This is a genomic window from Terrisporobacter muris, from assembly GCF_024621905.1.
Classification (GTDB): Bacteria; Bacillota; Clostridia; order Peptostreptococcales; family Peptostreptococcaceae; genus Terrisporobacter; species Terrisporobacter muris.
In genome coordinates this window covers 1-14,469 of record NZ_JANKBY010000064.1, presented here as the reverse complement: position 1 = coordinate 14,469, position 14,469 = coordinate 1, and the positions used below count along the sequence as shown (strand labels likewise).

Below are 14,469 nucleotides of genomic sequence, written 5' to 3'. Positions count from 1 at the left end.
AAAAGTTAAAGATATTATATGAGCTAGTAATTATAAAGGATTGAAGGATGTTGTGAAACTAATATAAGCTGTAATTAAATTTTAAAACTTACTATAATTATAAAATTAGGAAAACTTTTTCAAAAAAATAAGGTTTTCCCTTGAAAACGTTGTCGAAAAATGTTATTATGAATTCAAGAAAAAACACATGGGGGAAAAAGTATGAAAAATCTAGTAAACAAATGGAATAATATTAGTTTAGTAAAAAGAATCATTATCGGTTTAGTAATCGGTATAACGTTTGCATTAACAGTGCCAACGCAATTAGCACCAATCGCAATTTTAGGATCATTATTCGTAGGAGCTTTAAAAGCTGTAGCTCCAATATTAGTTTTCTTCTTAGTTATGGCTGCTATATGCCAACATAAAGAAGGAAAGAAAACAAACATAAAATCAATAGTAGGTCTATACTTAGTAGGTACATTAATAGCAGGTATAGTAGCTGTTGTGGGGAGTTTCTTATTCCCAGTAACATTAACTCTTACTGCTGGAGCTGAAGGTGTGGCGCCACCAAGTGGAGTTGGAGAAGTATTAAAAACTTTATTAATGAATGTAGTAGATAACCCAGTGCATGCAATAGCAAATGCTAACTATATAGGAGTATTAACTTGGGCTGTAGTATTTGGTTTAGCTCTTAAAAATGCTGCTAACTCAACTAAAGAAGTTATAGTAAATGTTTCTGATGCAATATCTCAAGCTGTAAGATGGGTAATAAACTTAGCACCATTCGGTATAATGGGGTTAGTATTTGATACTATAGCAACATCAGGTATAGAATCATTATTAAGCTATGGTAAATTAATAGGAGTATTATTAGGGTGTATGGCATTTGTTGCTTTAGTTGTTAACCCAATAATAGTATTTATGGCAACAAGAAAAAATCCATATCCATTAGTATTTAGATGTCTAAGAGAATCTGGACTTACAGCATTCTTCACAAGAAGTTCTGCTGCAAATATACCAGTAAACATGAAACTTTGTAAAGATTTAGGATTAGATGAGGATACTTATTCAGTATCTATACCTTTAGGAGCAACTATAAACATGGGTGGAGCTGCAATAACAATATCTGTTCTTGCTTTAGCTGCTGCTCATACATTAGGAATAAAAGTTGATATAGGAACTGCAATAATATTATCAGTATTATCGGCTGTATCTGCTTGTGGAGCATCAGGAGTAGCTGGAGGATCATTACTTCTAGTACCGCTTGCTTGTTCACTATTTGGTATACCAAACGAAATAGCGATGCAAGTAGTTGGTGTTGGATTCATAGTAGGGGTTATACAAGACTCTGCTGAAACTGCATTAAACTCTTCAACTGACGTTCTTTACACTGCAGTTGCAGAACTTGGAAAGAGAAGAAAAGAAGCTGAACAAAAAGCTGCTTAATAATTTTAATCTTAAATTAATAAAAATAATAGTATATAAAAAACCATATTGATAGTTAATTCAATATGGTTTTTATTTTTGGAGAAGTATTATGATTAAAATAAAATAACTTGTTATAGCTGTAAAATAAATATATAATGTTGAATTTGATAAAATACAGTGCTAAAATAAAGTTAAAATAAAATATTTGGGGGAGCTATTGCTGAGAATGAATTTTTAATTCTAAACCCGTTGAACCTGTTTGGATAATGCCGACGTAGGGAGATGAAATATTGTATATATTTTGTGTTAACATTTTATTGTTAATTACATTATTTATTAATTTTGATTAAAGGTCATACATTTATTGTACGACTTTTTATATTAAGAGAGTCTTTCTTATTTTGAGTAACTATAGCCAAAGTAAGGAAGATTTTTTTATTGCAAATAAATAAAATATTATAAGGTTAAAATGAAAGGGGAATAAAATGAATTACACAACACAGATGGATGCAGCAAGAAAGGGAATAATAACAGAAGAAATAAAAAGAGTAGCAATGTATGAAAATATGGAAGTTAAAGAATTGCTTGATTTAGTAGGACAGGGGAAGGTGGTAATACCAGCAAATAAAAATCATGCTTCTTTAAATCCTTATGGAATAGGAAAAAAACTAAAAACAAAAATTAATGTGAATTTAGGTACTTCTAAAGATTGTCTTGATACAGATATTGAGATGGAAAAGGTTATGAATGCAGTTAACCTAGGAGCTGAAGCGATAATGGATTTGAGTTCTTTTGGAGATACTCAAACATTTAGAAGAAAGTTAATAAAAGAGTGTCCAGCAATGATAGGTACAGTTCCTATATATGATGCAGTAGTTTATTATAACAAACCTTTAAAAAAGATAACTGCAAAAGAATGGCTAGATATTGTTAGAATGCATGCAGAAGATGGTGTAGATTTTATGACCCTTCATTGTGGAGTAAATAGACATACAGTAGAAAGATTTAAAAAATCTAATAGGCTTACTAACCTAGTATCTAGAGGCGGTTCTATTATATTTGCATGGATGGAGTTGACAGGCAATGAAAATCCTTTCTATGAATATTATGATGAAATACTAGATATTTGTGCAAAGTACGATGTAACTATAAGTTTAGGAGATGCTTGTAGACCAGGAAGTATAGCAGATGCAGGAGATGTATCTCAAATAGAAGAGCTGGTTACACTTGGAGAATTAACTACTCGTGCTTGGAAGAAAAATGTACAAGTAATGATAGAAGGTCCTGGTCATATGCCACTAAATCAAATAAAAGCTAACATGGAAATAGAAGAAACTGTTTGTAAAGGCGCACCTTTTTATGTTTTAGGTCCACTAGTTACTGATGTGGCACCAGGATACGATCATATAACGGCAGCTATAGGAGGCGCAATAGCAGCTACTTATGGGGCTTCATTTTTATGCTATGTAACTCCTGCAGAACATTTAAGACTACCTACTGTAGATGATGTAAAAGAAGGAATAATTGCATCTAAAATAGCAGCTCATGCAGCTGATATAGCAAAGGGTATTAAAGGTGCTACTGATTGGGACAATGAAATGAGTAAAGCAAGAAGGGATTTAGATTGGGAGAAGATGTTTGATTTGGCTATAGATAGTGAAAAAGCAAGAAGATATAGAGCAGAGTCTAAACCAGAGAATGAAGATACATGTACAATGTGTGGGAAAATGTGTGCAGTTAGAAATATTAATAAAATATTAAAAGGTGAAGATGTAGATATTATGGATTAAATAAAAAAGACCTTAGAATAGTTAATAAAACATATTCTAAGGTTTTTTTACTTTTATAAAGTATCACATAAGTTATCTTCTTTTTTATTATAAATATATCTTTTAAAATAAACTAATAATACTCCAGTGACTGGTACTGCTAATAGTATACCTAAAAATCCTGTATATTTTCCGGCGAATGTTACAGCAAATATTGTAAGTATTGGTGGGACACCAACTTGTTTTCCGACAAAATGAGGCTCCAATATAGCGCTCTCTAATTGTTGAACAACTATCATAACTACTAAAACTAAGATAGCTTTATCGATAGAGAAGAATAAGTTGGCAACAACAGCTATAACAGTACCTAGTATAGGTCCGAAGAAAGGAATCATATTAGTTATACCTGCGATTATTCCTATAAATATAGCATATTTTGAACCTACTAATGCAAGAACAATAGTGCATATAATTCCGTAAATAGTAGAATCCATAGCTTTTGCCATTATATATATTCCAATATTATTATCTAAGATATTAATAAACTCTTTAACTTTAAAGTAATGTTGTTTTAATATTTTTTTGAAAAATAAACTTACAACTTTAATATATTTTTCTTTTGATAAAAGTAGATAAACTGATATAACTAATCCAAGAACAATATTTATAGTGTAAGACACTATGGTACTCATCAAATTGATAATAAAATTACTTACAGTGGACGCTGTAAATGTTGATAATGGAACTAGAACTTTGGTAATAAAATCATTAATTTGACTTTTGATATTAGGGTTATTTATATCAAATTTAGAATGTGATGAAATATTATTAATTAAATTCTGGGCTTGATCTATACCATTTGGAATAGAAAGAACTAGTTCATCAATATTGGATTTTATAACTGGAATAATAAATAACCATGCAAATACTAATATAATTAATGCTACTCCATAAATAATTAAAATTGAAATTCCTCTTTTTAACTTAAACTTTTCCTCTAATTTTTTCATAGGTTGATTAAGCATATATGCTATTATAAAACCTATGAAAAATGGTGCAAGTAAATCGTTAAGTACTGTGAAATTACTACTAAAAAAACTAGCTATATGGCTGTAGTTTTTGAGTGCAAGTATTCCTATAAATATAATGCATATAGGTATTATATATCTTACAGACTTTATAAATTCTTCTTTAAATTTTTTCATATTAATCTCCTTCGTAAATAATTAAAAAGACCTTCAGAAAAACATTCATGAGTATGGAATGAATATTTTTCTGAAGGTCTTGCTAACAAGTTTTACCTTGCTAATCAACCGGGATATTATCCGTAATGACGGTTGATTATCACACATGTGAAAGCTACTCCCCTTCGGGAATTTATATTGTTAAGTAATATAATATAATAATTTATGTTTATAATCAAGCTTATTATTTATTTTATGAACTTTATTACAATAAAAGATATTTTTGTATAAAGACTACAAATTTTACAACTTTGAAACAACATAAATAAAAAAGCAAAACCTCTCGCGATTAATATAAGTGTATAAGAAAATTAATAACAGTGGAGGCTGGGCATGAAAAGAAAGTATAGACAAAGTAAAGATAAAGAAAAAAGAACATGAAAAAGTTATAAACTATATATGAACAAATGAAGAAGGTAAAGAATACACTTATGATGCTAAAAAAGTAGAAGAAAAAATAAATAAATTTGATTAATAGAAATGAGGCTATAAAAATTGATACTTATATTTAAAAAAATTTATTAGATATTGATATGGATATGGATAGTAAGAACTCTCAAGTTTATATCAATATCTACAGAGGTGGAATTAATAATGATGACTATAAATGAAATATAAGTTGGTATAAAAATGACTTGAGTGGTAACTGTGGTGTTAAAACAAATTATAGAGTTTGCACTTTTATTAATAAAAATGGTTATAACAATAAATTTATTATTATCATTGATTATAATGGAAAATTTATAACTAATTATAGACGTAATTCAAATAAGGAGGTCAGCTAATGAGAATATTAGTTGTTGAAGATGAATCGGTAATTAGAGATTTAATATCTATAAATTTATCTTTGGTATTATACGAAGTGTTTACAGTGGAATATGGATTAGAAGCTAAAGTAAATGATAAAGAGGTATACTTAACTTCAAAGGAATATGATTTATTAATATTATTTTTACAAAATAAAAATATGGCTCTATTTAGAGAACCGATTTTAGATAGAGTATGGGGATTTGAGTATGGTGGAGAAACTAGAACTGTAGATAGATATGTTCAACGAATTAGAGAAAAGTTAGATTTGAAAAATTCAATAAAAACTATATTTAAAGTAGGTTATAGATTAGAAAAATAAAAAAATTTCGTCTTAATATTGTAAAGAGAAAACAATATTGTATAGTTACAGCTGGATAATAAATTGATTTGACATGTTATTGATAGTGTAGGCAGGACCAAATTTTATAGCACACTAGATTTATTTAGTGTGTTATAAAGTTTGATTATTTTTGCGTAAAAATATATATAAAGGAAGATGTAGAGGTGGTTTACAAACTTGATTCACGTAAAAAAGAAGTGGTATAAATGTATATTAAACCATAGAATAATCCATTGGTTGGATATTCTATGGTTTTATTTTGAAGAAAAATAGAATTATCATTCAAAATGATTAGATTACGGAATTTTCAAACAAATGAAATTAAATGTTCGAAATGTAACATATATGAATGAAAACAATCTGTGTATGCAAAAGTATACGGGAAATAAAATGAAAATATTATAAAATGAAACATCTTAAATACTTAAAAAACTAAGGTTTGCGTATATGATAAGAAAAAATACTATTGATGATTAAAGAATATTATGCAAGTTTTAAAAAAAGTGTTGCAAAAAAAGAGGCTGTGAGATACAATTCATACTAAGGTGAATATGGTAAATATAGGTATGTTTTGATATGTGACATTGATTATGAATCATAATGGAGGTGGGATAATGAAATGTTTACCAGTTGGAGACTCAGCCTTATCTTTAGAATTTGGCGAAGAGATTAATTATGAAATTAATAATAAAATCAAAGTTTTTAATAAAAAAATTAAATCATTAAATATAGATGGAATAGTAGAAACAGTGCCATCATTTAAGGCGCTATTGATTTATTATGACCCGGCAAAATTATTTTTTAGTGAGGTAAAAGATATAATAACTAATCTACTTAAAACAATAGATGTAGAAGACAATGGAATAAGAAAGATTATAGAAATTCCAGTTTGTTATGATGAAGAATTTGGAGAAGATTTAGATTTTGTAAGTGAGTATACAAAATTATCAAAAGACGAAATTATTAAGTTACACAGTGCAAAAGAATACTTAATATATATGCTGGGATTTTTACCAGGGTTTGCATACTTAGGAGGGATGGATGAAAGTTTAGTTACACCAAGATTAAATAATCCGAGATTAAAATTAGAAGCAGGAGCTGTTGGAATTGGTGGAAAACAGACAGGGATTTATCCTTTAGCATCCCCAGGAGGATGGAGGATTATAGGTAGAACACCTCTAAAACCATATGATTTAAATAGAAATAATCCGATTTTATATGAGGCAGGAGATTATATAAAATTTAGGCCAATAGATAAAAAAGAATATTACAAAATAAAAGACTTGGTAGACAAGGGAATATATAAATGTAATGTGGTTGAAGGGAGTGCATAGAGTTGGGAATTAAAATACAACAATCTGGCCTATATACTTCTGTACAAGATTTTGGAAGAATAGGATATCAGGACTTGGGGTTTTCTGTATGCGGAGCTATGGACAAAAGGTCTTTAGCAATTGGAAACCTTTTAGTAGGCAATAAAGAAGATGAGGCTGGACTTGAAATAACTTTAATTGGACCAAAAATAAAATTTACTGAAGAAAATTTCATAGCTATAACTGGTGGAGATTTAAATCCAAAGTTAAATGGAAAAGAAGTATCAATGTACAAAGCTATATTTGTTAATAAAGATGACGTTTTGTCTTTTGAAAATGCAAAAACAGGAGCTAGAGCATATATAGCTTTTTGCGGAGGACTAGAGATTGAAAAAGTAATGGGTAGTAAATCAACGAATGTGAAGTGCTCTTTAGGTGGATATAAAGGAAGAACTTTAAAAGAAGGAGATTTTATTAAATTTTCTTCACCAAAGACTTATTTAACAAATTACTTATCTAGAAGATTAGATTTTAAGTTGAGGGAAGAACAAGAAATTGTTTTGAGGGTAATATTAGGGCCTCAAGATGATGCTTTTACGAATAAAGGAATTATTACATTTTTAAATGAAAAATATGAAGTGACAAAGGAATTTGACAGGATGGGATGTCGGCTAGATGGTCCAGAAATAGAGCATAAGAGCTCGGCAGATATAATATCTGATGGAATAGTTCTAGGCTCAATACAAGTACCTTCCCATGGAAAGCCAATTATTATGTTGAGTGATAGACAGACAACAGGTGGATATACAAAAATTGCAACTGTTATTTCTGTAGATATAGAAAAGTTAGCTCAAAGTAAAACTGGAGACAAAATAAGATTTGAAGAAATATCTATAGAAAAAGCACAGAAGATTTATAGAGATGAAATAGAGAAAATGAAAGAACTTAAAAAAGAAATTAACAGACCATGTATAGAAGTATTAAATCCAAGAAATACATCTAAGAAAATTGAGAAATTGTTAAATACTAAATAGTAAATGTGCATAAGGGGGCATTATTATGGATTTTAAAGAAATATTAGAATTAATTGATGCAATAGATAAATCTAAGCTTACAAAGTTTTCATTTAAAGAGGGAGATACAAAAATAAAAATAGAAAAGAAAACTGAAGACGTTACATGTATACAGCAATCATCGCAAAATGATAATGGGGATTTAAAAATAAAAGACAAAGTTGACAAAATAGAGCCAGATAATTTTGAGTACATTAAATCTCCGCTTATAGGAACTTTTTACACTTCACCATCACCTGAAGAAGATGTTTATATTAATGTAGGGGATAAAGTATCTAAAGATCAGGTAATAGGAATCATTGAAGTTATGAAAGTTATGAATGAAGTGAAATGTAACTATGATGGAATAGTTGAGGAGATTTTAATTAATAATAATGACACTGTTGAATATGGACAGGATTTAGTAAAAATAAAAGTACTTTAATTATGGGAGAATAGTTATGTTTAATAAGATATTAATTGCAAATAGAGGAGAGATAGCAGTTCGTATAATTAGAGCCTGTAAAACTTTAGGAATAAAGACAGTGGCAGTTTATTCGCAAGTAGATGAAAATTCACTTCACACAGTTTTAGCAGATGAAAAAGTATGTATTGGGCCAGGAAATTCAAGAGAAAGTTATTTAGATATGACAAAGATTATTTCAGCAGCTCTAATTAGTGGAGCTGAGGCTATACATCCAGGCTTTGGTTTCTTATCTGAAAGAAGTGATTTTGTAGATTTATGCAAAGAAAATAATATTAAATTTATTGGTCCAGATAGTAAAATTATTGATTCAATGGGAAACAAGTCGAAAGCAAGAAATACTATGATTGAGGCAGGTGTACCTGTAGTTCCTGGAAGCAAAGAACCAGTATTTGAAAGTGAAGATGGTAAGAAAATTGCAGATGAAATAGGATATCCGGTCATAGTTAAAGCATCCTCTGGAGGTGGAGGAAAGGGTATGAGAATAGTAGATGAAGATTCTGATTTTGAAAAATTATTTAATTTAGCTCAAATAGAGTCAGTAAATGCCTTTAATGATAATACCATGTATGTGGAAAAATATATTAAAAATCCTAAACATATAGAAGTCCAAATTTTAGGTGATAGTCATGGAAATGTGGTTCATTTAGGAGAAAGAGATTGCTCCATACAAAGAAATCATCAAAAAATGATAGAAGAGTCACCTTCAGCAGCAATAAGTAGTGAAATAAGACAAAAACTAGGGGAAATAGCAGTTAGAGCGGCTAAAGCAGTAAATTATGAAAATGCAGGTACAATTGAATTTTTAATGGATAAAGATTTTAATTTTTATTTTATTGAAATGAATACTAGAATTCAAGTGGAACATCCAGTAACAGAAATGGTTACAGGAATAGATTTAATTAAAGAGCAGATAAAGATTGCTTATGGTGAAAAATTATCTTTTACACAAGATGATATAGAAATAAAAGGACATGCTATTGAATGTAGAATAAATGCTGAAAATCCAGCTGATAATTTCTTACCATGTCCAGGAAAAATTACTTCACTTAATCTTCCGGGAGGAAATGGAGTTAGAGTTGATACATTTGTATATTCTGGATACAAAATTCCCATGAACTATGATTCTATGATAGGTAAAATTATAGTTCACGGATGTAATAGAAAAGAAGCTATAGAAAAAATGAAAATGGCTTTAGATGAACTAGTTGTAGGAGGAATTAAAACAAATGTGAATTTTCAATATTCCATTGTGAATAATCCAGTTTATGTAGAGGGTAAAGCAAATACAGGATTCATAGAGGAATTATTAGGATAAAAATGGGGGGAATAAAAATGGATTACTCAAAGGAGTCACCAGTTAAAGTTAGACAAATAATTAGAGAAGGTAAGTATACAAAACCAACATCTGGTATGTGTAGTGGTTATGCTCAGGCAAATCTAGTAATCTTACCTAAAGATTTAGCTTATGACTTCCTATTGTTTACACAAAGAAATCCAAAATCATGTCCTATTTTAGAAGTATCAGACGTAGGGAGTAGAAAGTTAAAATATATTGCAAAAGATGTAGATATTGCAAAAGATATTCCAAAGTATAGAGTATATGAAAATGGGATATTAAGGGGAGAATATGAGGACGTAGAAAAATTTTGGCAAGAAGATTTTGTTAGTTTTTTAATAGGATGTAGTTTTTCTTTTGAATCAGAATTAATAAAAAATCATATTGAAGTAAGGCATATTAGTGAAAATTGTAATGTTCCTATGTATAAAACTAATATTGAATGCAAGGAAGCAGGAATATTTAAAGGAAATATGGTGGTAAGTATGAGACCTATTCCTTATGAGCAAATAATAAAAGCAGTTACAGTAACAGAGCAATTTCCAAAGGTTCATGGAACACCAATCCATATTGGAGACCCTGGGATAATTGGAATTGAAGATATTAACAATCCTGAATTTGGAGATAGTGTAACTATTAAAAATGGTGAAGTACCAGTATTTTGGCCTTGTGGTGTAACACCTCAATCAGTAGTTATGAATGTGAAGCCAAGGATAGTTATAACTCATTCACCAGGACATATGTTAATTACGGATATTAAAAATGAAGATTTAAAGGAATAGAAGTATTTTGGGAGATGATGTTATGTATAGAGTAGACTTAAATTGTGACTTAGGGGAAAGTTTCGGAAGATATAAATTAGGATTAGATGAAGAAGTTATTAAATATGTTTCTTCTGTAAATATAGCTTGTGCTTTTCATGCATCAGATCCAGTTGTTATGGAAAAAACAGTAGCATTAGCAAAGGGAAATAATGTATCTATTGGAGCTCATCCAGGATTTTTAGATTTGATGGGGTTTGGTAGAAGAAATATGGATATTTCTTTAGAGGAAGCTAAAGCATATACAAAATACCAAATAGGGGCATTATATGGATTTTGTAAAAGTAAAAATGTAAAGCTTAATCATGTAAAACCTCATGGAGCATTATATAATATGGCAGCTAAAGACTATAGCTTAGCCAAAGCTATATGTGAGGGTATATATGAATTTGACAAAAAAATAATATTGCTTGGATTAAGTGGAAGTGAGCTAGTTAGAGCTGGAGAAGAGATAGGTCTTAAATGTGCAAATGAAGTTTTTGCAGATAGAGCTTATGAAGAAGATGGTTCTTTAGTAAGTCGAAAAAAAGAGGGTGCTGTAATAACTGATGAAGAAGAAGCAATGAACAGAGTAATAGATATGATAACAAAAAAACAAGTGAAAACTATAAGTGGAAAAAAAATATATATAAAAGCTGATTCTATTTGTGTTCATGGAGATGGAATAAAAGCTTTGGAGTTTGTAAAAAAAATAAATAAAAAATTAAAAGAAGAAAATATAGAGATAAAACCATTATCTCAGGTCTTATAATCTTATTTTAAAAATTTAGAAGGGGGAATGGAAATGGAAGTTTTAAAAGATAGTTCAATTGAAACAATCGTCAAAAAAGAAACTAAACTTAAAGAAAGATTAAAAAACATAGGTCCAGGGGCATTAATAGCAGCTGGATTTATAGGACCAGGAACAATAACAACTTGTACAAAATCAGGTGCAAGTAGTGGATATACTCTACTTTGGGCAATGTTATTTTCAACAATTGCCACAATTATATTCCAAGAGATGGCTGCAAGGCTTGGAATAATAACGCAAAAAGGCTTAGGAGAAAATATTAGAGAAAAAATTTCTAGTAAAACATTAAAAACAATAGCAGTAGGAATTGTAATAGTTGCCATATTTTTAGGAAATATAGCTTATGAAACAGGTAACTTAGTTGGTGGTTCTATGGGACTTTCAACATTAATACCACAGGTTCCAAATACTATATGGGCACCGTTACTAGGTGTAGTTGCATTTGCATTACTTTGGTCAGGGAATTATAAAAAGATAGAAAAAATATTAATCGGATTAGTTTTAGTTATGAGTGTAACATTCTTTACTACTGCCATAGTTTCAAAACCAGATTTAGGAGCAATAATAAAAGGTATGTTTGTACCAAGTGCAGGAGCAAATGACTGGTTAACTATAGTAGGTCTTATTGGGACAACAGTAGTTCCTTATAATTTATTTTTACATGCATCTTCAGTGTCTGAAAGATGGACTAAAAAAGAAGATCTAAAAAATGCAAGAATAGATACAATTATATCGATAGGACTTGGTGGACTTATATCTATGGCTGTAATCATTTCAGCATCAGCATCTTTCCATGGAACTGGTGTAGCAGTAGATAGTGGAGCAGTTATGGCACAGCAACTAGAACCACTTCTTGGGTCATGGGCTAAATGGTTCTTTGGTATAGGATTATTTGCAGCAGGTTTTACTTCTGCAATTACAGCACCACTTTCAGCAGCGTTTGCTACAACAGGTGCTCTTGGATATGAAAAAGATATGAAAAGTATGAAGTTCAAGATAGTTTGGATGATAGTTCTTGGGGTAGGTATTGTACTTAGTGCTCTTGGAATGTCTGCAAGTCCAACAGAACTTATATTAGTTGCTCAAGCAGCAAATGCTATAATATTACCAATTATCGCAATATTCTTAATATATGTATTAAATCATAAGGACTTAGGAGAATATAAGAATAAGCTTTGGAATAATGTATTAGGACTATGTATATTATGTGTAACTTTAGCTATAAGCTATCGTTCATTATTATCATTTGCTGAAACTGTAAAAGGATTATTTATGTAAATTTAATATTACTTAATATAAGGATAAGGTTTTATTATAAAACCTTATCCTTATATTTTAGTATGCTTTATTAATTAACAAAAGATATTATTGTGCTATAATTAATGCTAAATAGATAAAAAGGGAAATGAAAAGGGGGAAAATAAATGCCGATAAAAATACCATCACAGTTACCTGCATACAATGTACTATCCAATGAGAATATTTTTGTAATGAATATAGAAAGAGCGGATCATCAAGATATTAGACCACTTAAAATAGGGATATTGAATCTAATGCCAATAAAAATTCAAGCTGAAAATCAACTTCTTAGATATCTTTCAAACACACCACTTCAAGTTGAAATAACCCTACTTCAAACGAAATCATATACTGGAAATCATACGCCTTTGGAACATTTAGAAAAATTTTATAGATATGTGGATGATGTAAAAAATGAAAAATTTGATGGACTTATTATTACTGGAGCGCCAGTTGAGCAGATGGAATTTGAAGAAGTGGATTATTGGAGTGAATTAAAGGAAATCATGGATTGGACCAAAACTCATGTTTACTCCACAGTTCATATATGTTGGGGAGCACAAGCTGCACTTTATCATCATTATAATGTTCCTAAATATGGATTAGAGAAGAAATTATTTGGAGTATTTAAACATAGAAATAATATTGAACATGATAATTTAACTAGAGGATTAAATGATATATTTTATGCACCTCACTCTAGACATACAGAAATTAAAAAAGAAGACATAGAAAAGGTTGCTGAATTAGATATATTATCAGAATCTGATGAAGCAGGAGTATTTATTGTGGCAAATAAAAGTAGAAGACAAATATTTATAACCGGTCACTTAGAGTATGATAGAGAAACTTTAAAAGGAGAATATTTAAGGGATTTAGATAAAGGGCTAACTATAGACGTACCTAAACATTATTTTGAAAATGATGATGATAAAACTACTCCTTTAGTAACTTGGAGAGAAAGTGCCAATATAGTATTTGGAAATTGGTTAAATTATTGTGTATATCAAAATACACCATATAATATTGATGAAATAAATTAACTTTTCATATATGATTATAAAAAAGTGTAGATTTTTCTACACTTTTTTATTTGTAAGTATTTTATTTTTATTTGTAGCATCAAGAGTAAACTATATTTTGAAGATGAAATTACTGATAGTCTATCCTAGTAAATAATAATATTATTATTCATATCCTAATAATGCAACATTATAAGAAGATAGAAGTTCATTAATACGAAGTATATTTAAATTTTTATTTATCCCAAATATTATAACGCTGTCTCTCATAATTTTGGGATAAAGCTCACCACAATTACCTATTTTTAGAGCCTTATTTGTTTCAGCTAAAGTAAAGTCACCGCCTATGCAGAGTTGTAAAATTTTATCTCGGCTAGGTTTTTTATCTCCTCTCAGAATTTCATAACCATAAGTTCTATCTAAATCAGCATTTTTAATAACAGTGCTTTTACTTAAATTTTTTTCTCTAAATACTTCTTCAAAGTATTCGCAAAGTCTTATATTTTTAGAATTATCTAAAGTATTTGATATAAAATCATCCAAATTAGATTCATCATCTATATTATTTAATAAGCTCATAAGCTTTACAGTTTCTAGATTTTCCATATATATTTCACCTCTCCTTGTAATATGATATAATTTTAAGGTTACAAAATCAATAAGATGAGGTGCAAAATTGAATATAAATACAGAATTTAAATTATCTTTATATGAAGAGCTAAAATCCATTCACAAAAGTAGAAAAGTTGAAATTTTTTTAGTACAAAATATGCAGG

At 29.4% G+C, this 14,469-nt stretch carries 14 protein-coding genes and 1 riboswitch; of the genes, 11 read left to right on the top strand and 3 right to left on the bottom strand.

Features of this window, described 5'->3' with window-relative positions; all coding sequences use genetic code 11:
- Positions 1–201 precede the first annotated feature (201 nt).
- Positions 202–1,428: a serine/threonine transporter SstT gene (sstT, locus tag NSA58_RS07250; protein ID WP_039681030.1), complete on the top strand. Its 1,227-nt coding sequence runs from the start codon at positions 202–204 to the stop codon at positions 1,426–1,428.
- Positions 1,429–1,607: 179 nt separating this feature from the next.
- A riboswitch (TPP riboswitch) is annotated at positions 1,608–1,708 on the top strand.
- Positions 1,709–1,895: 187 nt separating this feature from the next.
- Entirely contained in the window at positions 1,896–3,200 is a 1,305-nt protein-coding gene (gene thiC, locus NSA58_RS07245) for a phosphomethylpyrimidine synthase ThiC (protein WP_039681029.1), read from the top strand.
- A gap of 53 nt (positions 3,201–3,253) precedes the next feature.
- Here the strand turns inward: thiC and NSA58_RS07240 are convergent, their stop codons facing one another.
- Both NSA58_RS07240 and NSA58_RS20970 read right to left on the bottom strand, forming a co-directional pair.
- A complete protein-coding gene (locus NSA58_RS07240) occupies positions 3,254–4,384 on the bottom strand; it encodes an AI-2E family transporter (protein ID WP_074079156.1) in 1,131 nt (376 codons plus the stop codon).
- A gap of 560 nt (positions 4,385–4,944) precedes the next feature.
- Complete coding sequence (locus NSA58_RS20970) at positions 4,945–5,154, bottom strand: hypothetical protein (protein WP_408645580.1); 210 nt, start codon at positions 5,152–5,154, stop codon at positions 4,945–4,947.
- Between the two features lie 53 nt (positions 5,155–5,207).
- Here NSA58_RS20970 and NSA58_RS07235 point away from each other — a divergent pair, with 53 nt between their 5' ends.
- From NSA58_RS07235 to metA, 9 genes are all read left to right on the top strand, one after another.
- Entirely contained in the window at positions 5,208–5,552 is a 345-nt protein-coding gene (locus NSA58_RS07235; RefSeq protein WP_052233129.1) for a response regulator transcription factor, read from the top strand.
- Positions 5,553–6,187: 635 nt separating this feature from the next.
- A complete protein-coding gene (pxpB, locus tag NSA58_RS07230; RefSeq protein ID WP_039681027.1) occupies positions 6,188–6,907 on the top strand; it encodes a 5-oxoprolinase subunit PxpB in 720 nt (239 codons plus the stop codon).
- Between the two features lie 2 nt (positions 6,908–6,909).
- A complete protein-coding gene (locus NSA58_RS07225) occupies positions 6,910–7,920 on the top strand; it encodes a 5-oxoprolinase subunit C family protein (RefSeq protein ID WP_074079158.1) in 1,011 nt (336 codons plus the stop codon).
- Positions 7,921–7,945: 25 nt separating this feature from the next.
- The gene (gene accB / locus NSA58_RS07220) at positions 7,946–8,383 is read left to right on the top strand and encodes an acetyl-CoA carboxylase biotin carboxyl carrier protein (RefSeq protein WP_039681025.1); all 438 of its coding nucleotides are present in this window, start codon (positions 7,946–7,948) and stop codon (positions 8,381–8,383) included.
- 16 nt (positions 8,384–8,399) lie between these two features.
- Positions 8,400–9,740, top strand: coding sequence for an acetyl-CoA carboxylase biotin carboxylase subunit (locus tag NSA58_RS07215; protein WP_039681024.1), 1,341 nt, complete (start codon positions 8,400–8,402; stop codon positions 9,738–9,740).
- A 17-nt stretch (positions 9,741–9,757) separates the two neighbouring features.
- A complete protein-coding gene (locus tag NSA58_RS07210; protein ID WP_039681023.1) occupies positions 9,758–10,543 on the top strand; it encodes a putative hydro-lyase in 786 nt (261 codons plus the stop codon).
- Positions 10,544–10,565: 22 nt separating this feature from the next.
- Entirely contained in the window at positions 10,566–11,333 is a 768-nt protein-coding gene (locus tag NSA58_RS07205; RefSeq protein WP_039681022.1) for a LamB/YcsF family protein, read from the top strand.
- 33 nt (positions 11,334–11,366) lie between these two features.
- Entirely contained in the window at positions 11,367–12,650 is a 1,284-nt protein-coding gene (locus tag NSA58_RS07200; protein WP_257560327.1) for an Nramp family divalent metal transporter, read from the top strand.
- 146 nt (positions 12,651–12,796) lie between these two features.
- The gene (metA, locus tag NSA58_RS07195; RefSeq protein ID WP_039681021.1) at positions 12,797–13,714 is read left to right on the top strand and encodes a homoserine O-acetyltransferase MetA; all 918 of its coding nucleotides are present in this window, start codon (positions 12,797–12,799) and stop codon (positions 13,712–13,714) included.
- 144 nt (positions 13,715–13,858) lie between these two features.
- Here the strand turns inward: metA and NSA58_RS07190 are convergent, their stop codons facing one another.
- On the bottom strand, positions 13,859–14,299 hold the full coding sequence (locus tag NSA58_RS07190; RefSeq protein ID WP_052233127.1) for a hypothetical protein: 441 nt from the start codon (positions 14,297–14,299) through the stop codon (positions 13,859–13,861).
- Positions 14,300–14,469 lie beyond the last annotated feature (170 nt).